This is a genomic window from Ancylomarina euxina (genome assembly GCF_003863355.1).
Classification (GTDB): Bacteria; Bacteroidota; Bacteroidia; order Bacteroidales; family Marinifilaceae; genus Ancylomarina; species Ancylomarina euxinus.
Window position 1 is genome coordinate 1 of record NZ_QQWG01000020.1, and the last position, 21,486, is coordinate 21,486.

At 35.6% G+C, this 21,486-nt stretch carries 18 protein-coding genes, 1 tRNA gene and 1 pseudogene; 12 read left to right on the forward strand and 8 right to left on the reverse strand.

From position 1 onward, the window contains the following. Positions 1 to 120, forward strand: a pseudogene (locus DWB61_RS18035) (IS30 family transposase); the annotation flags it as partial. A gap of 653 nt (positions 121 to 773) precedes the next feature. Here DWB61_RS18035 and DWB61_RS15045 read toward each other — a convergent pair. Continuing rightward, the gene (locus DWB61_RS15045; protein ID WP_125031743.1) at positions 774 to 1,217 is read right to left on the reverse strand and encodes a DUF3859 domain-containing protein; all 444 of its coding nucleotides are present in this window, start codon (positions 1,215 to 1,217) and stop codon (positions 774 to 776) included. Between the two features lie 664 nt (positions 1,218 to 1,881). On the opposite strand from DWB61_RS15045, the gene DWB61_RS15050 reads away from it, so the two are divergent. The 6 genes from DWB61_RS15050 to DWB61_RS15075 all read left to right on the forward strand — a co-directional run bounded on the left by DWB61_RS15050 (position 1,882) and on the right by DWB61_RS15075 (position 6,002). Further along, positions 1,882 to 2,655, forward strand: coding sequence for a hypothetical protein (locus DWB61_RS15050; protein ID WP_125031744.1), 774 nt, complete (start codon positions 1,882 to 1,884; stop codon positions 2,653 to 2,655). A 30-nt stretch (positions 2,656 to 2,685) separates the two neighbouring features. Next, positions 2,686 to 3,714 (forward strand): hypothetical protein, encoded by a 1,029-nt coding sequence (locus DWB61_RS15055; RefSeq protein WP_125031745.1) that lies wholly within the window; start codon positions 2,686 to 2,688, stop codon positions 3,712 to 3,714. A 1-nt stretch (position 3,715) separates the two neighbouring features. After that, positions 3,716 to 4,393, forward strand: coding sequence for a hypothetical protein (locus tag DWB61_RS15060; protein ID WP_125031746.1), 678 nt, complete (start codon positions 3,716 to 3,718; stop codon positions 4,391 to 4,393). A gap of 149 nt (positions 4,394 to 4,542) precedes the next feature. Further along, positions 4,543 to 4,974: a hypothetical protein gene (locus tag DWB61_RS15065; RefSeq protein ID WP_125031747.1), complete on the forward strand. Its 432-nt coding sequence runs from the start codon at positions 4,543 to 4,545 to the stop codon at positions 4,972 to 4,974. 1 nt (position 4,975) lies between these two features. After that, complete coding sequence (locus DWB61_RS15070) at positions 4,976 to 5,383, forward strand: hypothetical protein (protein ID WP_125031748.1); 408 nt, start codon at positions 4,976 to 4,978, stop codon at positions 5,381 to 5,383. A gap of 418 nt (positions 5,384 to 5,801) precedes the next feature. After that, entirely contained in the window at positions 5,802 to 6,002 is a 201-nt protein-coding gene (locus tag DWB61_RS15075) for a helix-turn-helix transcriptional regulator (RefSeq protein WP_125031749.1), read from the forward strand. A gap of 1,131 nt (positions 6,003 to 7,133) precedes the next feature. On the opposite strand, the gene DWB61_RS15080 is transcribed toward DWB61_RS15075, so the two are convergent. Next, on the reverse strand, positions 7,134 to 7,583 hold the full coding sequence (locus DWB61_RS15080; protein ID WP_125031750.1) for a DUF5675 family protein: 450 nt from the start codon (positions 7,581 to 7,583) through the stop codon (positions 7,134 to 7,136). A 124-nt stretch (positions 7,584 to 7,707) separates the two neighbouring features. Here DWB61_RS15080 and DWB61_RS15085 point away from each other — a divergent pair, with 124 nt between their 5' ends. Both DWB61_RS15085 and DWB61_RS15090 read left to right on the forward strand, forming a co-directional pair. Further along, a complete protein-coding gene (locus DWB61_RS15085; protein ID WP_125030697.1) occupies positions 7,708 to 7,953 on the forward strand; it encodes a hypothetical protein in 246 nt (81 codons plus the stop codon). A 77-nt stretch (positions 7,954 to 8,030) separates the two neighbouring features. Then, positions 8,031 to 8,654 carry a DUF6266 family protein gene (locus DWB61_RS15090; protein WP_125031751.1) on the forward strand — a complete coding sequence of 208 codons (624 nt, stop codon included), beginning with the start codon at positions 8,031 to 8,033 and terminating at the stop codon, positions 8,652 to 8,654. A 270-nt stretch (positions 8,655 to 8,924) separates the two neighbouring features. Here the strand turns inward: DWB61_RS15090 and DWB61_RS15095 are convergent. Both DWB61_RS15095 and DWB61_RS15100 read right to left on the reverse strand, forming a co-directional pair. Then, positions 8,925 to 8,998: transfer RNA gene (locus DWB61_RS15095), tRNA-Pro, on the reverse strand. 162 nt (positions 8,999 to 9,160) lie between these two features. Continuing rightward, entirely contained in the window at positions 9,161 to 10,354 is a 1,194-nt protein-coding gene (locus DWB61_RS15100; RefSeq protein WP_125031752.1) for a pyridoxal phosphate-dependent aminotransferase, read from the reverse strand. Between the two features lie 341 nt (positions 10,355 to 10,695). Here DWB61_RS15100 and DWB61_RS15105 point away from each other — a divergent pair, with 341 nt between their 5' ends. The 3 genes from DWB61_RS15105 (at position 10,696) to DWB61_RS15115 (ending at position 13,734) form a co-directional block, all read left to right on the forward strand. Beyond that, complete coding sequence (locus tag DWB61_RS15105; RefSeq protein ID WP_125031753.1) at positions 10,696 to 11,208, forward strand: DUF7935 family protein; 513 nt, start codon at positions 10,696 to 10,698, stop codon at positions 11,206 to 11,208. A 99-nt stretch (positions 11,209 to 11,307) separates the two neighbouring features. Further along, on the forward strand, positions 11,308 to 12,636 hold the full coding sequence (locus tag DWB61_RS15110; RefSeq protein ID WP_125031754.1) for a DEAD/DEAH box helicase: 1,329 nt from the start codon (positions 11,308 to 11,310) through the stop codon (positions 12,634 to 12,636). A 168-nt stretch (positions 12,637 to 12,804) separates the two neighbouring features. Continuing rightward, positions 12,805 to 13,734, forward strand: a complete 930-nt coding sequence (locus tag DWB61_RS15115) for a CPBP family intramembrane glutamic endopeptidase (RefSeq protein ID WP_125031755.1) — start codon at positions 12,805 to 12,807, stop codon at positions 13,732 to 13,734. Positions 13,735 to 13,854: 120 nt separating this feature from the next. Here the strand turns inward: DWB61_RS15115 and DWB61_RS15120 are convergent, their stop codons facing one another. The 4 genes from DWB61_RS15120 to DWB61_RS15135 form a co-directional block, all read right to left on the reverse strand. Then, positions 13,855 to 14,832: a type I phosphomannose isomerase catalytic subunit gene (locus tag DWB61_RS15120; RefSeq protein WP_125031756.1), complete on the reverse strand. Its 978-nt coding sequence runs from the start codon at positions 14,830 to 14,832 to the stop codon at positions 13,855 to 13,857. A gap of 102 nt (positions 14,833 to 14,934) precedes the next feature. Beyond that, positions 14,935 to 17,868, reverse strand: a complete 2,934-nt coding sequence (locus DWB61_RS15125) for a GH92 family glycosyl hydrolase (protein WP_125031757.1) — start codon at positions 17,866 to 17,868, stop codon at positions 14,935 to 14,937. 79 nt (positions 17,869 to 17,947) lie between these two features. After that, positions 17,948 to 19,963 carry a basic secretory protein-like protein gene (locus DWB61_RS15130; RefSeq protein ID WP_125031758.1) on the reverse strand — a complete coding sequence of 672 codons (2,016 nt, stop codon included), beginning with the start codon at positions 19,961 to 19,963 and terminating at the stop codon, positions 17,948 to 17,950. A gap of 42 nt (positions 19,964 to 20,005) precedes the next feature. Then, positions 20,006 to 21,475, reverse strand: a complete 1,470-nt coding sequence (locus tag DWB61_RS15135; protein ID WP_125031759.1) for a basic secretory protein-like protein — start codon at positions 21,473 to 21,475, stop codon at positions 20,006 to 20,008. Between the last annotated feature and the right edge of the window lie 11 nt (positions 21,476 to 21,486).

Consider the following 21,486-nt stretch of genomic DNA (forward strand, 5'->3'; position numbering starts at 1 on the left):
AAAGTCAAATGGGTGCAAGATAAATTAAACAACAGACCTAGAAAGCGTCTAAATTATCTTACCCCAAATGAAATGTATAATATTATTGTTAATAATAAAATAGTTGCATTAGCGGCTTGAATTCAGCGATCGTAATATTGTTCGATCTTTTAGAATCAAAAATCTGATAATCGACTGCTCCTTAGATAAAATAAGCCCTTCGAGAAGATAGTCAGAGGCGAATGGATAACTGACGGTCAAATGGCCATTAGTACGTTTGAAATTGGATAATTCCCTTTTTTGTTTTAGACTTTTTCATCCAAACCAATTGATTTGTTGTAGATTATTTCATTAGACATTATATCGATTAAGGTATTTACGAAATAATTCCATTGATAGATTATTTTAACTATTAGTATTCAGTGAATTATTTTACATGGAAATTTCTCCATAAGTATTCTATTCGGAATAATCTCTATTGTCTACCTGATTGAAGTCACCCAGCTAGCGCGAGCTTTTAGCTCGTGCTCTGCGGAAGCAGTTAAAAGGCCTTCTCTCTTTGGGTGGCTCCACTCCAGCTTTGCTGGTCACGAGCATCGGGGTAAAGCTCATCCTTTCTATTTTTTATTGAAATAGGTTCCACATTCAAAAGGCATTTGTCCCCCCGATGGTGTGAGCGTCTTTCGCTCGTATCCATTTCCAAAGAAAATGATCAAATACATGTGCAGGCACGCAATTCTTATCTCGCACAATAGTTTCTATGTACAGCCGTACACGCCACGGCTCATCTTAATTTAACCCTTAGAATTCTCCAATTCCTTCAAATAAAACGATTGACTAGCCAAAACTTTTCCGTCATGGATAATTTCAAAAATCCATTCCCCAAACTGAATCTCCCAGTCAAACTCTAAAGTATAGAAATCAAATCCCAGCTCATCACTCCATTCATCTTTAGTCTCTAAGATTTCAGTAAACGCTTCATTGTTTGTGGGATTGATCATCTTAGGATGTTTGATCCGACATTCAAATTCAACAAGATCAGACACTTCCGTATCTGTTTCAAATCGGTAACTAATTCCAAAACTTAAACCAGCTTTCGGATAAATGATATCTGTTCTTTCTATGAACGCCATATCATCAGAATGCAAAAAATAGCCTGTTGCACTATCTGAAACAACATCTTTAGTCGTATTTCCAATCGCTTGGCAAATACTATAATCAACAATCTCTATATTCATGATTTACTTTATTAATGCTTGAAACTCTCACGTAGAGGAAAGATATTTACACATACAATCTATCCCAATATATTTGTAAATAAGATTTGCAAAATAGGGGAGATGAGGCGTAATTTAAAGACCTCAAAGCTACTTCTTTTAAATAAAAATGAGGAGCCTTACTCAGCCTATTTGAAAAATAAAATAATTGAATATTCTATGCTGCCGCATAATTTCACCCATCTAATTTGCTGTGACGATATCTTATTTCGGGGTCTCACTTTTTTGTTGAGGCTCCGAATATATTTTATAAAACCTGTTAGCATTTGAATAACACCTTGATGCTCTCACTCCAAGTTTGGTTGAGGGCAGCCGAAGTGGGGTATCAATAAAATCAAAACGATACCCCTTAAGACATTAGTTATTGCCTGAGACATGATTTTATACCTAATAAGGTATACTTATAGAAATATGACAACTGAAGCTTCCTTGTTATTTCTGACTAAAAAGGTTTAATGCTTTTGTTTAAAATAATAATTAATAAGAATGTTTTTCGCCTTTGTTTTCTTTTCTTTGCACTCCAAAATTATTTACAATATGAAAGTGCTTTTTGTTAACACCCTTGCTCTTGCAATATGAGGGGACATTAAGCCTGTTTGTAAGGTAACGCAAATTAACAAAATTGATGAAGAAAATTTTTGTGGCATTATGCAAGACGGTTCTTGTGAAATGCTTATTGATTGTGGTTTTAACTTTTTTAGTTTTTAGCTGTGGTGATAATTTAACAGAGGAGTATTTTATTGATATAAAACCACCAGCTGATATATCAACAATTGATTTGAGATTACAAGGAAGAAGTCATTCCTTAAAAATATTTAAACCGACCCAGTTGAAATACAAGATTGGAGATGGTACAACAAAGATCTACAGCGCTAAATACAGTTTAGACGATAAGACCTGGACTGTCTATTCAAGCGAAAGTACTATCGACATTAACCCTGGTGATTATAGTCCGGGTTCTTACAAGTTAAAGTTAGATCTTGTTATGAGCACAGGAACGAATAGTATAGCCGATAATATAGGTCTGGAGAAATACGTGATACAAAAAGAATGGGACCTTATTTTGGATGGTCGTGAAGCCCCTTCTTTAAAGCCTTTGGCATCCATCAGTAAGGATAGCTTATTGGTGATAAAATGGCCTAAAGCCGATCATTATGACTTTAAGTATTATGAAATATCTGCCAATTCAGGTTTTAGGCATATCTCAAAAAAGATAAGCAATGTGAACGATACGACCTTTTGTGATCCCCTCTATGCGGGTGAAGGTTATCGTTTTACAGTGGATTGTATTACAGGTAATAGTCGTAGCTATGGTTTTGAAAGTTCTCTGGAGTTGCCCACAGAAGAGCCCCAATTGTACATTGAGGAGATAGGCTATGAAGAACTTAGAGTAAATTGAGATCGATCTAAATATAAAGCCAAATACAAGTTGAATATAAATTACAATCCTAGTGTTTTTTTTGAAAAATCTGCTGATACGACTTATACTATTAAGCAAACAGGCTTTGGAGATTTAAATACCTTTAGCTTATCTGTAAAGTCTCAATATAATGATTGGGATGATTATGATTTTATGTTGCAGACAAAGAAAAGATACAGGCTTGGTACCTACTTAAATATAGGTAATTGGCCTAAATTTGCATATAATTTTGTTGAAAAAGTATTCTACACAAATGATTACAATCGTATGCAAAGTTTTAATTTGAATTCATTTCAAAACATATCCACTATAAGGCTAGATGATTTATTGTATGAAGGTATTTATTCATGCCCTACAAATTCAACAAGGGTTGCAGGGGCATCGGATGATAAAATATATGTATTTGAGAATAAAGATTTAGAAAAACCTATTGAAATTTCTTATGATGGGGGAGGAACTGATGATATTGATCATTTTTTGTTTAGTGATAATGGGAAAATTGCTTTTTCTCGATCAGGAACTTATCATTTAGTTGATATTGAGAGTAAAAAAGAAATGCTTCAAATCCCAATAGATGATTATCCCATATACAGTAAGTGGGCTAAAATTTCGACTTCTCAGGATGCCAAATTTATGGGTGTTGGTACGCATAATGGTTTGAAAGTTTATGATTTGGGCAATAAGGCTGATGAAATATTTTCTGATACCAGATCTTATCGATCCGTTTATTTTAACCCATTAAATGCTTCGGAATTGTATTTGACTTTTAATGACAATCAAGTTTTAGAAGTGCGAAATCCGGCAGATTTTAGTTTAACCAAAACAATTAATCTGGAAAGTAAGATGGTGATTGAAAATATTGATCCGGTATCTAACAAGATTCTGTTAACCAATTATAAAAGATTATTTGTTTACGATATCAAATCAGGTGAATTGGAACTTAGTTTGCCTGGTACAGAATCACAGAATTGGTTGTTTAATTATCATTTGTTTTGCAATACAGGTTGTGTGTTGAACATTGAAAAAGAATTGAATTAGTATGAAACTAAAAATAAGCATTCTATTTGTGATTTTATCTTTTGCTTGCCAGGGGCAAAATTTCAAATTTAGTCTACGAGCGGGTTATGGTGATTACCAGTTGAAGGAAGTGAAAGAGATGCAGCAAGAACTTTTGGAATACAGTCAACTGGTAAATGCGAAATCGGTTCATGAATTTTCAGATCAAATCTATTATGGGCTAACAGCGAATTATTTAATAGGGAAAAAAGATAATTTAGGAATTGATTTTGCTTATTATGCTACAGGCGGTAGAAATCACCTTAGAGATTATTCGGGCGAATATAAATTGGATATGTTCCTACATGCTTATCGTTTAGGACTTGATTACCATCATCAGATTTTCATAAAAGGAAAATTTGATTGTAATCTGGGAATAGAAGGTGGTATTATCTTTTCTAATATGAAAATAAAAGAAAAGTATTATTTGAAAGATATGGGGGCTAATTATGATACTTTTAATTTAAAGGCTCAGTCTTATTTTATGGAGCCTTTCTTCCTAAGTTCATATCATTATAATGAAAAAATATCGCTTGATTTCAAGTGTGGATACGAGATCTGTAATAATGGTGATTTGGAATCAGATACCTATGGCGATCTTCACAGAGATGTTTTGTGGTTAGGTTTAAGAGTGTCTTTGGGACTTAGTTATTATCTATAAGAACTCTAAAGATCCCGACTTGCTTTATTTTTTTTATGTTTGGGTTCTCCTCATCGATATAAATGGCATAAAGCAATTGACCTCAGAAAAATAGTTGTTACCAGGAGATTTCAAGACATGAAAGTGATAAATATAAGATGGCAAAACAGATGAAAAATTTATCGGATGAAGCAAGTGCAAAATATGCATTTATTCTTGTTGGTATAGTTGGTTCAATTCTCGCTGTCTTGACTTATTTTGGAATACAAAACACTGAAAAAAAACAGGAGTATATCCGAAAAAATGGCGAAAGAACACTTGCATTTTATTCGCGTGAATCGGGACAAATGTCAAGTGTTACATATTGGTTTGAATTTAAGCTTGACGGTGATAATTATGAATCTTCATTGCATGGACCTTTTGCTGTACCTCCAACTTATCCTTTTAAGCAGGTACCCATATTAGTCGCGTACTATAAGAGTGATCCCAGCCAGAATATAACATTACCTGAAGAAGCTTTTGATTATAAGGGATACAGGATTTGCTGGCTTAAGTTTGAGGATAGTCTCACTTATTATATGGATATAAGAAAACTTGATTAATATGGAATTTAGAGTAGGGACTTTTAATAAGAAAGTTGTAATCGTTTTAGCTATTATTTGTTCTGCAATTATTACCAATATTCTTATAATTATTAAAGAAGAGAATAGATGTGAAAAAATGATTGAGCAAAGAGGAGAATACGTTATAGGTTTTGTTAGAGATTTTGTCAAAAGACAAAATCTTGGTATAAGTTCCAAAGTTGAGTATAAAGTGAATAATGTGACTTATTATACTCGTTTTCGAGATATTGAGAAACCATTCAAATTAGATTCTCCTGTATACGTAAAATATGACCCAATAGATCCAGAGTGTAATATTCTCTGTCGTGACTCTGTTGTCGAATATAAAGGTAAAACCTATAGGTATTATGATCGTAAATTTCATGGGTGGAATCAAGAAATCAAATAATTTTGATGAATAGTGTTATGGCTTCGGAATTTCCGAAGCCATTTTTCAAAAAGGAAATATGGCGTTCTCTCCTTGGGCTGCTGCAAAAAGTTCGCCAGGGGTTTCCAAAATCCTATTGGCTGCTCCACTGTTTTTTAACCTTATCCTTTATACTTTTTATCATTAGAGGTTCCGCAGCCAACAGGCATTTGTTACCTAAAGTTGCTAGGGCGATAACTTATTTCGGGGTCTCACTTTTTTGTTGAGGCTCCGAATATTTTCATGAAACCTGTCAGCGTCTTTTTCGACCTGACAGAGTTTAAAATAATAATCTCGCTTATCGCAGACGATAACCCCAAATTATACCCGATGAGGTATAATTATGCAAAATATTGTATATTTATACCCGATAAGGTATACTTATATAAATATTGCACACATGTCACTACCCATATTCATAAAGGAAAGAAGAAAGTTACTGAATCTGACTCAACAAGATCTAGCTGAAAAAGCAGGAGTTGGCTTGAGATTCGTTCGTGATCTAGAGCAAGGCAAATCAACTTTAAGAATGGATAAAGTCAATCAGGTTTTGAATCTTTTTGGCCAAGAATTAGGTCCCGTTCCACAGATAAGGAAATAGAAAAAGGAAATATGGCGTTCTCTCCTCGGGCTGTTGCAAAAAGTTCGCCAGGGGTTTCCAAAATCCTATTGGCTGCTTCACTGTTTTTAAACCTCATCCTTTATACTTTTTATCATTAGAGTTTTCACAGCCATTAGGCATTTGTTACCTAAAGTTGCTACAGCAACCCTGTCATACTTTTTTCGCTTCGCCCTTCGTCGTTCACAGCAATTCTCAGCCCTTTTGTCTCGTGCTTGGTTATAATGCTTAGGTGTTTTGTTAGAATAGGGTAGGTGGTCGTAAATCAGTTTCTTTTATCAAGCAAAATCCACCAGTCAAAAGTGCCTCCATTGCTCATTTTAGGCTCGCCTGCTAGGTCGGCCGCTATCGGTTTTTGTCATCTTTTTTGAGAGGCCACGGACAGTACTTGCTCTTCGTAAAATAATGCTATCTCCACCAATTAGGAATCTATTTTGCTGAACGATAATTTATAGATTTTCATTTTCTAAAAGGAGATACTATCGCATATTTTAACTCTATCGCAAGCCCTTTACCTACACACCTGGGCCAAGGGCAATTCCTCTCCCAATATGTTTCATGATTAGTATTGATCAGTTAGGAGTATGAAACATAGCAAAATTTGCCCCCGCCCAGTTACAACCATCCATCCTCAAAAAAGCCGCCAAAAACCGCTGGCTGTCAATCACAAGTTCCTTGTTTTACTTGCCAGTCACGGCCTCCCACTCGCAGGCGGCTCGCGCCTTTTAGGAAGCGTAGCTTACTGACCACCAACTAACCCCACCACCACCCATTTTTAATGCAGGCATTAAAAACAAAAGAAACAAATGATTAGCAGTAATGTATTGGTAGTGTTTTTTAGATCTTTATCCTTTATCCTTGATTTGGGATTTTTCCTCCTACCTGATAAACAAGTTATTCCCTTGTCAGTAGCAGGATAAGTCTATTTCTCACGCACGAGCTTTTTATCTCCATCAGCAAGTCAAGGTCAGGGCCTTCGGTTTTATCCGATTTTTGATTCAGGTCCATTTCTTAGGGGATAAAAAATCCGATAAAAACCTTGACAGTGCAGCCCGCATTGCGGTAATTATAAAAGATGTTTAACAGGAAGAAGCAAAAGATCTGTAGGTGAATTTAGCCGTTGATGATCTCCAAAGCAATTTGCTTCCCCTGCTTTTCAGCTTCAGCAATTTTTAGACTGAGCTCTTTCTCCAGGCTACCTTGAATAATCTGATTGGTCACTCTATGTTTGGCCACTAGAATACAACCTTCCGTATCGGAATGTCGATTCCCTCCATGAAATCGAATGCCCTTAAATTTGATCCCCATAGCGTTTACACTTTCGTCATTTTGATTGAAAATTAAAGGCATCATTCTTTCATACTTGGGACTAAAAGTCAATTTGACTTGATATTGGTAAGCGGGTAGGGCTGTGTGACCTTTCACCTTAATGCCAAAAGCTCTGACGGTATCCTCCAGAGTGTAGCCAAAAAAATGACCATCGATATACATTTTTCCCACAGTCGTTTGACTGGTGAATTCTTCTCGAATAATCCTTAGATGTAAAATATCATGTGCTTTCATAATCAGGTAATTATACAATTTGATGCAGTTGAGTGCAATGGGCTGTAAATCAGCTTGATGGTAGTGTTTTTCGACCTTAATGTATGTATTTTAAGTCTATGTTTAACCATTAAAGTCATTGAAAATGAAAAATATACCTTCTTTTCTGATTGGCACTGCATCAACTATGGGTATAGCAGAATCCATTGGAATTCAGCCTGATGTACTTGATGCGGCACAAAGTCTTCCACTTGACAGCACCGAAGCCATGGTTTCAGTTGTGGGTGGAACCGTTTCGACTATAGTCATTGCTTTATTAAAGCGACTCTGGACGAAAAAAGAGAGAAAACGTGATCGTAAAAAGCGAGAGCGTGGAGACAAAAAGGAGTAAGGACAAGTGGGTACCTGCTCCGTACCTGTCTCAATTCTATGTTAACTAATCAATTACTAACCCAAATTTAAAATGTCATGGGAAAATACAATCAAGGGATCCTGGGCCCATTCACAGGAAAGGTTGGCGCCATAGTAGGCAGTTCATGGCGAGGAGTGAATTATATCAAATCACTTCCTGGTCCAAATGCTTCAAATAGTGAAGCGCAGCAAAAACAGAGAAGCCGATTTAAGTCGGTGGTCAGTTTAGCCTCATCTTTGATGGAAAGTCTAATCCGTCCGGTATGGAATTTAGTCGGTGGCAAAATGACCGGTTATAATCTGTTTGTGAAAACCAACATGCCAGCTTTCGATGAAAGTGGAGCTTTGGTGAATTATTCTGATTTTCATGCTTCGATGGGAGCTTTACCTCTTCCTGAAATCTTGACTCTTCAGGATGATGCTGATGTGGTATCTGGAATTGAGTTATCCTGGAAGGATGATAGTGCTACAGGTGTCGGTAATGCCGATGACAAACTGCATCTTTTGGTGATGACTCCTGAGAGAGTTCACATCTTAAATACAGCCTCAGTTCGTTCGGATCAGTCAGCCGAAATTACCCTGCCAGTTGCAGCTGGAAATGTTCATGTGTATGCCTTTTTTGGAACTGCAGATGGAGCGAAATTTTCTGCAGATTTTTATTCACTAGTTGTTCTTTCTTAAGATTAACCAAATCTATGCATTATGCTGCTGCGTTTTTCGTAGCAGCATTTTGTTTTTAAAGTGTTTCCATGAGAAAAGTGTTGCTACCATGTTGCTACCAAGTTTAAACTGAGACTTGTTTCGTTCACTTGGTTTTCTCGTGCATTCTAATATTACGTAAATAATAATGATGGGCTATTAAATGTAAGGCGTTCTGTATGTCTTGTATTTAGAGGTTTTTGGGTGTAAATAAAAAAAGGAAAACACTTTCGTGTTTTCCTTAATAATCTGTCGGGATGACAAGATTTGAACTTGCGACCCCTGGTCCCCCAGACCAGTACGCTACCGGACTGCGCCACATCCCGAATTGAATATGCAAATATAACTTTTGAATCATAAAACACAAAGGAAATGTGTATGCAAAATTTATTATGCCTACTTTCTTTATTGAATTCTATTTATAAACAAATAATTCTAATCCAACTCCCTATGAGTTGGATTAGAATTATTGGGTAAGTAGATTTAATTTAATTTAATTTATCAATGGCACTTTTGATTCGCGATATGGCCTCAGCCATAATCTCTTCACTGGTCGCATAAGAGAGTCTTAAACAATCAGGTGCACCAAAGGCTTCACCTGTAACTGTGGCTACCTTAGCTTCATTTAGAAGATACAGACTTAAATCAGTTGGGTTATTTATGATTATGCCATTACAGCTTTTACCAAATAATTTGGATACATCAGGGAAGAAGTAGAAGGCGCCATCTGGTTTTTTAATTTCGAAACTAGGGATCTTAGTCAGTAGCTCAAAAGCAACTTCTCTTCTTTGTTTAAACGCTTTTTTCATCTCTAGTGTGCACGACTGGTCACCCTTGAGGGCTTCTGCCGATGCCATTTGAGCGATTGTAGAGGCTCCAGAAGTCATCTGCCCTTGTAGTTTAGTGCAGGCTTGTGCAATCCAAATAGGAGCTGCTATATAGCCAATACGCCATCCCGTCATGGCATAACCTTTTGAAACACCATTGATAATTACAGTACGATCTTTTAATTCATCGAATTGTGCAATACTTTCATGACCATCTATATAGTTAATATGCTCATATATTTCGTCTGATATAATCACAATATCTGGGTACTTCTCGAAAACTTGAGCTAAAGCTTTTAGTTCTTTTCTTGAATAGATGCTTCCAGTTGGATTACTAGGTGAGCTAAAAAGAAAAGCTCTGGTCCTAGGTGTAATGGCCGCCTCCAATTGTTCTGGAGTGATTTTAAAGTTTTGTTCTATGCCAGCAGGAATAAATATATTAATGCCTTGAGCTAATTTTACAATTTCAACATAACTAACCCAATAAGGACTTGGTATAATAACCTCATCACCAGGGTTGATAACGGACATCATGACATTAAGAATGGACTGCTTTGCTCCATTCGAAACAACAACTTGCTCTGGTGTAAAATCTAGGTCATTGTCTCTTTTTAGTTTAGTGCAAATGGCTTCTCTCAATTTTAAGAACCCAGGAATGGGTGAGTAATATGAGTAGTTGTTGATAATAGCATTGTGTGCAGCCTCCTTAATATGATCTGGGGTTTTAAAATCGGGTTCTCCTACACTCAGATTAATCACATCAATTCCTTGCTCTTTCATATCTCTGCTTTTTTGAGACATGGCAAGTGTTGGAGATAATTCCATTGAAGTAATACGGTTTGAAACCTTTAACATTGTGGTTATTTTTTATGGTTTTGTAAAATAGCTTGATACTTTTGTAGTATTCAATTTTTCAATTGAGGTACAAATGTAATGTTTTTAAACAAATTCAAACGTTTGCGTAACTACGGAAATATTCAGGTTTATGTGTTTTTTCATCTGGACTTAGATGTGAATTTCATGTGGATATGAATATGAAGCCTTTATTACTAGGGGGTTGAGTTGATTTTGAGAGGTGCGTGTGTTATGTGATTTGCATTATTTTTATTTAGTATGAATTACTACACTAAACGTTCGCCTTATAATTTGATGTAAAGAAAGAAATAAGATATTATTCATTTTATATATAAATACCGATGCTTGAACTATTAAAATATACATTACCAGCTCTGGTTGTTTTTGCAACTGCTTATTTTCTGATAAAAGCGATGCTTGTAAAGGAAGAAAAGAAAATGAAATTGGATGTTTTTCTAAATAATCAGAAAGCTATTACGCCAATTCGTTTGCAGGCTTACGAACGTCTTATTATTTTATTGGAGAGAATCCATCCTGAATCTTTGGTGATTCGCGAAAATAAGCCTGATATGACGAATCAGCAACTTCATCAGGTTTTATTGACGATGATTAGAGGTGAATTTGAACACAATCTTTCACAACAATTGTATGTAACGCCACAAGCTTGGATGTTGATTAAAGCTGCCAAAGAAAGTTTGGTGCAGTTAGTTAATGCTGAAGCTTTGCAATTGGTACCTTCTGATAGTTCGATTAACTTAAGTAAGGCTATCATTGAAGCACAAATGAAAGATAAGAAATCCTCTCATGCTGAAGCCATTGCTTTTTTAAAGGCAGAAGTTCAGAGTTTATTTTAGATTTGAAATTGCAGTTTCGGACTTTAATGTTCGTCTATATCAGTCTACTCGAAATAAAATGACTACTTTTGCGCAAATTTCTACAAATAAAAAGAGAGTATGAGTTCATTTAACGACATCAAATTAAGTAAGCAAATCTTAAACGCACTTGCAGATGCAGGTTTTGAAACCCCAACTTCTATTCAGAAAGAGGTTTTCTCTCCTGTTCGTTCCGGTAAGGATGTGATTGGGATTGCCCAAACTGGTACAGGAAAAACCTTGGCTTATCTGATGCCTATTTTAATGAAACTCGGTTATGCTCAGGGAATGGATCCTAGAGCACTGATCGTGGTCCCTACTCGTGAGCTTGTTGTTCAAGTTTGTGAAACGATTGAGCTTCTAAGCCAATATATGAATATTAGAGCTTTGGGACTTTACGGTGGTGTAAACATCAATACACAGAAAGAACAAGTATACGAAGGTGTTGATATTCTAGTGGCGACTCCTGGTCGTTTAATGGATATTTATATGACTCGTATCCTAAAGTTTACAAATATCAGAACTTTGGTAATTGATGAGGCTGATAAAATGATGGATTTGGGTTTTATGCCTCAGTTAAAAGCTATTTTTGAAATCTTACCTGAGAGACATCAAAACCTATTGTTTTCAGCAACCTTTTCGGATGTTGTTGACAAATTGGCTGACGATTTCTTAGTGGCCCCTCAACGAATTGAGGTTGCTCCTCAAGCAAGTACGGTAGAAAATATTTATCAGAAACAATACCACGTTAAGAATATCTTGAGTAAAGTGAATCTCTTAAAATTTTTACTTGAAGATGAAGTCATTTTTAATAAAGTCATGATTTTTACTGAAACCAAAAGAAATGCAGATCGAATTGTAGATCGTTTGGAACCCGTATTGGGTGATGATTTAAGTGTGATTCACGGTAATAAAGCTCAAAGTACACGTTTAAATGCATTGAATTCATTTAAAGAGGGAAGAGCTCGTGTGTTGGTTTCATCTGATGTTGCAGCTCGTGGTATTGATATCGATAATGTGAGTCATGTGATTAACTTCGATATGCCAAACAATTACGTGGAGTATGTTCACCGTGTTGGTCGTACTGGTCGTGCCGATAAAGAAGGTACTGCCATTAGTTTTGTGAATGCTGCAGAAGAAGAGTTGATGGAAAAGGTTGAGGCTTTAATTGGTAAGCCTGTTTTATTAGAAGAAATTCCTGAAGGAGTTGAGTTAACCTCACAGCTTTTAGAAGACGAAAAGATTCAAACACGAAATGTAAGAGTCAAAATGGCTGCTAAAAAGGGAAGTGGTTTCCATGAAAAATCAGCTAAAAACTCTAAAACACCTTCTGGATCGAAAGGTTTGATGAAACAAAGAGAGAATAAAAAAAGAAATGCCAAGCGAAATGCCAAGCGTAAAAAGAAATAATCTGGCCTAAAATATTAATCTTGTTATCCCTAGGCTTTATAGTTTAATATCAAGATATCATCTAAAAACGTTCAATTCTGTTGAGCGTTTTTTTTTGTTCTATGTTTAATATGTTAGTTTTGGTTACAGTTCCAACAAGAAATAACAATTTATTAAGCTCAAAAAAGCATGAAACATTTAGAACGCGCATTTATAGGCCCCAATCATTGGTGGAGATACATATTGGTAACTTTGATAGCTTTTGTAGGAGCACAAGTAATTGGAGCTTTGCCTTTGGGTATGGTGATGATGTTTTATACGCTTTCAGGAAAAGGTACTATTAATCCCGAGAATCAAATGGATTTTACTAGTTTAGGTATTGATCCTAATATTGGTTTGGCTTTGATGATACTATCCTTTATCATTGGACTGACCATATTTGTACTTATACTGAAACCTTTTCATAAGAGAAACTATAAAGAAGTGATCAATGGTACGACTACCATTCGTTGGAATAAATTCTTTTATTCTGCAGCGGTTTGGGCAATTGTGTCAGCTGTTTTCCTTGCTATTGATTATTTCATTTCTCCTGCTAATTATCAATTCAATCTTAATTGGTCATTATTTATTCCATTGATACTAGTAGCAGTTTGTTTGATTCCTTTCCAGACTACTTTTGAGGAAATTTTGTTTCGGGGCTATTTAGCACAAGCTGTTGGTCGATGGACCCGAAATAGATGGTTGGTCGCTATTTTACCTGCGATATTTTTTGGTCTTTTACATGCTTTTAACCCCGAAGTGGCTGCCCATGGATTTTGGATAATGATGCCTCAATATATATTCTTCGGCGCTGTATTTGGTTTTATTAGTATTTGGGATGATGGTATTGAATCAGCTATGGGAGTTCATGCTGCTAATAATGTTTTTCTTGCCATTTTCGTAACTTCAAAATCGTCGGTCATGCAAACACCAGCTTTATTGGTTCAGGATACGATCAATCCGACTAAAGATTTCATTATTCTAATTGTAGCTTCGCTGATTATGATTGCAGTTTTAGCTAAAAAATACAATTGGAATTTTGCTGTATTGAATCAGAAAGTGGAAGGAGAGAAGGAGTAAGGATATAGAGAAAAGTTTAAGAAGAAAGTTCATAAGATATGACTGAAGCTTTCTCCATTACAGACTAACCAAAAACCATTTTACCTTTCTCTACTCCTTTATCTTCCAATATTTTTTTATTTAGATATAGACTTCAAGACAAATTGTCTTATCACTAGTTTCTAGAACTAATTCTTTTAATTCAGCAGGAATTAAGATACTTTCACCTTTAGTCACTTTTATACTTTCGTTATTCTCATAACAAATTTCGAATTCACCTTCTAGGCAGATATAAATTACAAACGAATCCAGAAGAGAGTAGTCTCGTTTAATTTTCTGATCAAATACCAAACGGTTGGTCGTAAAATAATTTGAAGTTGCAAGATTGGTCGATTTGTTATTATCAGATGGATATTCAGTTGCATACTGATTATCAAACGTGTAATCTATAGCATCAAGAGCAAGGTCAGTGTGTAGTTCACGAGCTTGTCCTAATTTATCAACTCGATTCCAATCGTACATGCGATATGTAATATCCGATGTTTGCTGAATTTCAGCTAGTAGAATTCCTTTTCCGATTGCGTGAACACGTCCTGCTGGAATAAAAAAACAAGATCCACTTTCAACAGGTTCTGAATTTAGAATCTCTTCAAGTTGACCTTCATTTAATTTTTGCTGGTAGAGTTTTTGATCTACTTTTTGATTGAATCCGACAATTAAACTAGCCTCTTTTTCAGCTTCCAATACATACCACATCTCAGTTTTTCCATATGAGTTATGACGTTTTTTAGCTAGTTCATCATCAGGATGCACTTGAATGGATAAAGTATCATTAGCATCTATAAATTTAATAAGTAAGGGAAACTCTCTCCCAAATTGCTTAAATACTTTTTCTCCCAATAGGCGGGGACCAAAGTTCAATATTAGGTTATTTAAACTTTCTCCTTTTAAGTTACCATTGGCTACAAGTGAAATGTCATTTTTAACACCAGATATTTCCCAACTTTCACCTATTTTTATGCCATCGGAAAAATCTTTTGATAGAATAGAATTTAATTTATTTCCACCCCAAATAGTTTCTTTGGGTATGGGGCTAAACTTTATTGGATATATATGCATGAACTAATTTTTTAAATTGTAAAACAACATCAATTTTTAGTTAAGACATACTCCCCTGAATATTGAAGATTTCAGGGGAGAAGTCAGGTGATGTTTGTTGTGTTATTCTTTTGAATGAAAAAAGACGTTTGAGGGGATGTTTTGTTTTTTGATACCCGAGCCTTCCCATTCTACTTTTAAGTCAATATTATCAGAACATTGGTAGAAACCGAATTCGATTTTATGATAGCCTTCTGCTAATTTCAAACTTGCTTGTTGCCCAAATGCATGCGATTTTCGGCCATCGCTTTCAAATTGTTCCTCACCATTAATTGTCAGTTTACAGCCATCATTCGCTGACATGTAAAATGTATAATCCCCTGATTTAGGAATTTTGATATAGCCATTTAAGCTTAGACCGATCCATTCGTTTCTGTTGCAAATATTAAGTGTTGGTACTGCAACGATACCCGTTTTTACAGGTATATCCAATGCATAATCATAAACAGAGCGATAAATACCTTCGTAATAAGAATAGCGCAGACCTTTTTCAACAGTAGATGAATTTAGGTCGATCGCTTTTTGTTTATTAATTTGGCGAGTAACAACGTAACCTGGTTGACAACCCTCTTTGTACGAACGCATTTTTAATTGGGTGCTTTCTGAAATGGAAAATGCTTTGTCAAATTTATTACTAGTTTTAGATGGAATTGATCCATCAAGTGTATAGAAACATTCAGCTTCTGAATCATCACACTTAATATCAACTATGAATTTATTAATGAAGATATCGGATGATTCGCTTAGGTAAACAATTGGAGACGATTTATATATCGATTCTGAATCAGATTCTACTTGAGCCCAATTTTTGTTAGGTTCTAATCCCATCACCAAATTAAGTTCTCCGCCTTTACTTATATCAGCATGAGACAGCAAGCTTTTATTCCAACTTGATCCGTTTAGGCTAGCAGATTGCACATATTGGTTTTTACGACTATTATTTTTTGCATTTATTACAAATGTATTGCCATTATCTAAATGCAAACTTATTTTATCGAATATTGGAGAACCAATAGAGTAAGTAGGAGATCCAGGACAATCAGAATACAAACCTATTGAGCTTAGAACATACCAAGCTGACATCTGTCCGCAATCTTCATTACCACACAAGCCATCAGGAGTATCTTTGTATTGCGTTTGCATAATATGACGAACTCTGCTTTGTGTTTTCCAGGCCGCATTGGCATAGTTGTATAGATAAGCCATATGATGACTTGGTTCGTTACCATGAGCGTATTGACCAATCAGGCCGCTCACATCAGTTAGTTCTTCTAGCTCATGTTCCATTTCGGTTGTGAACAATCTATCGAGCCAATTTTCCAGTTCTTTTTTACTTCCCAATAAATTGGTGATTCCTGCGATATCATGTGGAACAAAAAGACTGTATTGATATGAGTTTCCTTCAGTATAATTATAACCGACAGCTGTAGGATCGAATTCTCCTACCCATGAATGATCATCATTTTTACCTCGCATAAATCCTACTGAAGGATCGTAAATATTTTTATAGTTTGAAGCACGATTCATAAAGTAATCGTAATCCTCTTGCTTATTTAAAGCTTTGGCAACTTGTGCAATACACCAATCATTATAAGCATATTCCAATGTTTTTGATACGCCTTGGCTACTTTTGTTTGAAGGGACATAACCTAGAGTCTTGTATGCTTTTAAGCCTCGCTTGTCAAGCATGGCTGTTTTCTTCATCTCGATATAAGCTTCCTCAATATTAAAATTTGTAATGCCTTTAGCATGGGCATCGGCAATAAGCGATACAGCGTGATATCCAATCATGCATCTTGTATCGTTTGAGGCCAGTTCCCACATTGGTAACTCTCCAAATTCTTTACTTTTTTGAACCAAACATTGAGCAAAATCACCTGTACGTTCAGGTTCTATAATACTTAACAATGGATGCAAAGCACGAAAGGTGTCCCATAAAGAGAATACGGTGTAATTTGTAAAACCATTTGCGTGGTGTACTTTTCCATCCATACCTCGGTACTTACCATCAACATCCTGAGAAATGTTAGGCGTTAAAAGGCTGTGATAAAGTGCTGAATAGAATATTCTTTTTTCTTTGGCAGATCCACCTTCAACTTCAATTTTACTAAGGCTTTTATTCCATTTTGTACTTGCCAACTGTTTGGCTTTATCGAAATTAAGATTTGCTGATTCTTCTTCTTCTAAATTTTTTCGTGCACCCTCTGCACTTACTGCTGATAGTGCTACTTTTACTTCAAGTTGTTCGCCCTTTTTTACAGAAAAGAGTGCTGTTGATTGTAGTTGCTTTCCTTTGGCATTTTTTGAAGAACTTGTTTCTTCTCTATCCTTAAAAATTTTTGTTGAATTGAAGGGCTTTGAAAACTCGATAGCGAAGAATAATTGTTGGTCACCTGCCCAATATTTTGACCTTCTTTTTCCTTGAATGGTTTTTGGACCAGTAACTTCAATCTCAGAATCAATCACAGGATCTCTGTGAATTAAATCTAGCAAAACATTGACATTGCCAGTTTTGGTGAATGTGTATCGATGAAAGCCAATTCTTTCGGTAGCGGTCATCTCAGCTTTTACCTGATAATCATCCAAGAAAACGGAGTAATAGCCAGGTGTGGCCGTTTCAGTTTCGTGTGAAAAGCGTGAACGATATCCAGAATCTGGATTTTGACTTGTTCCGGAATTCAAATTTAATTTTCCCGTAATTGGTATTAGTAAAACATCACCATAATCAGAAACACCAGTTCCCGACAGATGAGTATGGCTAAAACCAATGATAGAAGAATCCGAGTAGTGATAGCCTCCACAACCATCCCATGATTCATCGTTTCGGGTATCAGGGCTTAATTGAACCATACCAAAGGGAACCTGTGCACCAGGATAGGTATGTCCGTGTCCTCCGGTTCCAATAAAGGGATCAACCCATTTAGTATAGTCTTTTTCTGTATCACACGAGTAGATGCTGATACTTAAGGTTAAAAAAATAAGAATATTTTTAATCATGACGCTTTGGTGTTGGCTTATTTAAAGACCACTATCAATGCAATAGTGGCCTTTTATGCTTGGCTGAGTTTATTTGGTATTATTCTGCTGTTCCGAACAATTCCATTTCTCCAATCATTATTCTTTTATTATCTCCTTCTTCAATTTCAGCAGACATCGTGATTTTATGGAATTTATAGTATTCCGAATTTTCGAAAGCAAACTCTTTTCTCTCTTCAAATGCGATGATACCTGTTTCAGTTACAGCGGTGATTTCAGTCCAGTTTTGACCATCATTTGAACCTAGAAGAACAAATTCATCTGGTGTAAATACGAAATCAATACCGAAAAGGTTAGCAGTAGCGCTAATGGATAGTCTGTTGACATTGTATTTTTTTTCTGTTTCGAATACAAACCAGGTGTTGTCATTCATATTGAAGAATGAGCTTCCCGGATTATTATCGTATGCTAAGGTTGGTGCTCCCCAATCAAAAAAGTCAAAGTCTTCAGATTGAACGGCTGAGGAGATCAATTTTTCTGTGATATCAACTTCTCCTTCTTCTTCCTCCTCAACGACTGGAATTCCGTTAAAAAGTTCAATTTCCGACAACTGAAAGATGTCTCCATCTGTATTTTCAAATTCGAATTTATATGACTTGTATCCATTTGTATTCTCGAATTCAAATTGTCTTGTTTGGTTTCTTCCAGTAAAAGCTTCATCTGTACGAGCATCTAATTCAACCCATGTACTTCCATCATTACTACCTAATAATTTCCAATTTTTTGGATCTCTACCAGGAGCATCGTTACCTGATGTTAATGTGTAAGCTTGAACAACATCTAATTTTTGACAATCAAGTTGAACCCAGGTGTTATTTGTGAAAATCAAGAATTTTGAACCAAAATCATTATCAATTAAGTTACCTACAGCTTCAGCTTCCGGAGAATCATAAGCTTCATCTCTGGTAGCTGTGCATCCTTTTTCTGTAATATCTACAACTTCTCCAGAGTCACTTGGGTATTCAAAAGTTGTTCTATTATCTCTCAGATCTTTTAGCTCTGCATCGATTTGTGTAATCTTACCAGAAGATAGATCTGATTGATATTCATCCCACAATGCACTAACAGAAGCTTCATTACCTAATACTCTCTTAATCGCAGTATCCCAAGACCATGGGGTGACGAAGTTTACAGATTGATTGAATTTATAAGCAAAGTCGATATCTTTACTGTGCAACCAGTCGATAAAGAAAGCAGACGTATTATAACCATCATTCCAGTTACCACCTGATTGACGACGTGAGGTTGATGTAAAACCTTCAACGTAGCGCACGTAATCGGCAATTCCTTCGATAAAGCCAAAAAAGTCTGTTCCTTGTTCATAACCACCAGCACCTTTAGGCTCATATTGATAGCCATGTGTAATTTCATGAACTAAAACACCTTCAATTTCTTTAATCAGATCTTCATCGGATAAGCCTTCGTTTTTTTTCTGCATTAAATAGCTTGAGCTAAAACTGATATTGATGTGTGGTGGTGTTCCTCCTTTAGCTGATAATGTCTGAGAATCTTCGATGGTATAGGTGATATCTGTAATGCTGTTAACCTCTTCGGAGCTTTTAAATAGCTCGACACATACTTGCAAACAAACTTTTTTGATAAAATCCTGTTCGTTAGGAATTAATGAGGCATATAAACTTCCATTTTCATCAATTGTTTTATTGGTAAAATGAATGTTTGGGAACTGAAAATCTTCCCAACCAGCTGTTTCGTATATTGTAATATAACTTTCTTCTATTTTTTCACCTTCGCCAAACTCGTTAGTAACTAGTAGATTTACATTGAATGTGCCAGCGTTTGCATATTTTACGACAGGATTTTCTTCAGTACTAGTAGCAGGTTCACCACCTTCGAAAGTCCATTCAAACGTTTTTCCGTTTAAAGTTTCGTTGGTAAACTGAATGGAGTTCCCTATAAAAACACGTTGATTATCAGTTGAAAATTTGGGTGATACTTTAGCTTCTATCCTGGAAAGATCCAGACTTTCGTCTTTATCACAGTTTGTGAATAAAATTACAGCTAGAAAAATTAAGCTGAGGTTTAGTAATTTTCTCATAATTTGATTGTTTTTTGTAATGAAATTAAAAATTGAATAGGATTAGACTTTTTGTTTTGAATTGGCTTGAGAATTCGATTCCAAAAATGCTTGATAGTCATCCCATAAATCAGAAACTGAGGAGGTAAGAATCTCTTGAGTTGCTTTTTCCCATGACCAAGGAATAATCGTTAGTGTCGTTTGATTGAGTTTATAGACGAAATCAGCATCTTTATTGTGCAACCAATCGATAAAAAAAGCTGTTGTTTTATAGCCATCATTCCAATGTCCTCCTGGTTTTCTGTAGTTCAAGTTTGAGTAGCCAGCTTTGTATCTTACATAGTCAGCTGTACCTTCTAAAAACCCAAAGAAATCGGTTCCTTGTTGATAACCTCCGGCGCCTTTAGGAGAGTATTGATAACCATGAGTAAGTTCATGATAGAGTACACCTACAATTTCAGAGATGAGTTCATCTTTACTCATACTACCTTTTTTATTCATTAGATAACTTGAGCTAAAAAAGATGTTGATGTGTGGCGGATTTCCTCCTTTAGCAGAAATAGTTTCCATATCTTCAATAGAATAATCAAGTATATCCAGTGTATTTATTTCATCGACACTGCGATATAAAATCTTACAAACGTCTAAGCATACTTTATTTATTAAATCGATAGGTTCAGGTATCAATTCTTTGTAAAAGTCTCCATTACCTCCTAATGTTTTGTTAATGAAATTTGTTTTGGGATATTGAAACTGATTCCAAGCTCCTTCTCGTTTCACAACAATAAAGTCGTTTAATTTTATGGTATCAGAAAGTTCATTGTTTTGAGCAATTAATTGAACGTCATATTTTCCATGAGACTTATATGTGACTAGAGGGTTAGCTTCCTGACTTGTTTCAGGTGATCCTCCTTCGAAATACCACTGGTGGCTATCAGCTTTCTCAGAAAGGTTTGTAAAGCTTACTTCTCCTTTATTGAAAAATGATTGCTTATCCGATGAAAATAAAGCGATAGGATTTTTATCGGTTGAATCCCAATTGCCCCAGAGTTCAACTTCAGACAATTGAAGAATATCATTAGCCTTGGTCGAAAGATTTAATCGATAAAACTGATAATTGTCTGAATTTGAAATTGAAAATCCCAAAACCTGGTTTCGCTCTGTAAATGTTACATTATGTTGCTTGTCAAGCAATGTCCATGATGTGCGATCATTACTGGCTTCTAAGGTCCAGGTTTTTGGATCTCGGGATTCTTCATCACCACCTGAAACAATAGAGTAATGACTTAGCTTGCATTTCTTCAGAATTTGAAACTCTATTGTGCTAGAATGACTAAATGTTAAGAATTTTGAATAGATGTCATTATCCGTTAATTTACTAATGTCTTCACCTATAGGCGAATTTTCTGAATTAGACTCTGTGATACATTTATAATTTGTGACATCAATTACTAGCTTCCTTTCATTTGAACAGGATATAGCAATGGCCGTTATACTTGCTAAAAGCAGGTATTTATTGATTTTCTGTGTCATATTTTTTCTTA

Coding starts and splice junctions, on each gene's coding strand:
- DWB61_RS15045 (WP_125031743.1), bottom strand. CDS start 1,217: ATGAATATAGAGATTGTTGATTATAGTATTTGCCAAGCGATTGGAAAT.
- DWB61_RS15050 (WP_125031744.1), top strand. CDS start 1,882: ATGAAGAAAATTTTTGTGGCATTATGCAAGACGGTTCTTGTGAAATGC.
- DWB61_RS15060 (WP_125031746.1), top strand. CDS start 3,716: ATGAAACTAAAAATAAGCATTCTATTTGTGATTTTATCTTTTGCTTGC.
- DWB61_RS15065 (WP_125031747.1), top strand. CDS start 4,543: ATGAAAAATTTATCGGATGAAGCAAGTGCAAAATATGCATTTATTCTT.
- DWB61_RS15070 (WP_125031748.1), top strand. CDS start 4,976: ATGGAATTTAGAGTAGGGACTTTTAATAAGAAAGTTGTAATCGTTTTA.
- DWB61_RS15075 (WP_125031749.1), top strand. CDS start 5,802: ATGTCACTACCCATATTCATAAAGGAAAGAAGAAAGTTACTGAATCTG.
- DWB61_RS15080 (WP_125031750.1), bottom strand. CDS start 7,583: ATGAAAGCACATGATATTTTACATCTAAGGATTATTCGAGAAGAATTC.
- DWB61_RS15085 (WP_125030697.1), top strand. CDS start 7,708: ATGAAAAATATACCTTCTTTTCTGATTGGCACTGCATCAACTATGGGT.
- DWB61_RS15090 (WP_125031751.1), top strand. CDS start 8,031: ATGGGAAAATACAATCAAGGGATCCTGGGCCCATTCACAGGAAAGGTT.
- DWB61_RS15100 (WP_125031752.1), bottom strand. CDS start 10,354: ATGTTAAAGGTTTCAAACCGTATTACTTCAATGGAATTATCTCCAACA.
- DWB61_RS15105 (WP_125031753.1), top strand. CDS start 10,696: ATGCTTGAACTATTAAAATATACATTACCAGCTCTGGTTGTTTTTGCA.
- DWB61_RS15110 (WP_125031754.1), top strand. CDS start 11,308: ATGAGTTCATTTAACGACATCAAATTAAGTAAGCAAATCTTAAACGCA.
- DWB61_RS15115 (WP_125031755.1), top strand. CDS start 12,805: ATGAAACATTTAGAACGCGCATTTATAGGCCCCAATCATTGGTGGAGA.
- DWB61_RS15120 (WP_125031756.1), bottom strand. CDS start 14,832: ATGCATATATATCCAATAAAGTTTAGCCCCATACCCAAAGAAACTATT.
- DWB61_RS15125 (WP_125031757.1), bottom strand. CDS start 17,868: ATGATTAAAAATATTCTTATTTTTTTAACCTTAAGTATCAGCATCTAC.
- DWB61_RS15130 (WP_125031758.1), bottom strand. CDS start 19,963: ATGAGAAAATTACTAAACCTCAGCTTAATTTTTCTAGCTGTAATTTTA.
- DWB61_RS15135 (WP_125031759.1), bottom strand. CDS start 21,475: ATGACACAGAAAATCAATAAATACCTGCTTTTAGCAAGTATAACGGCC.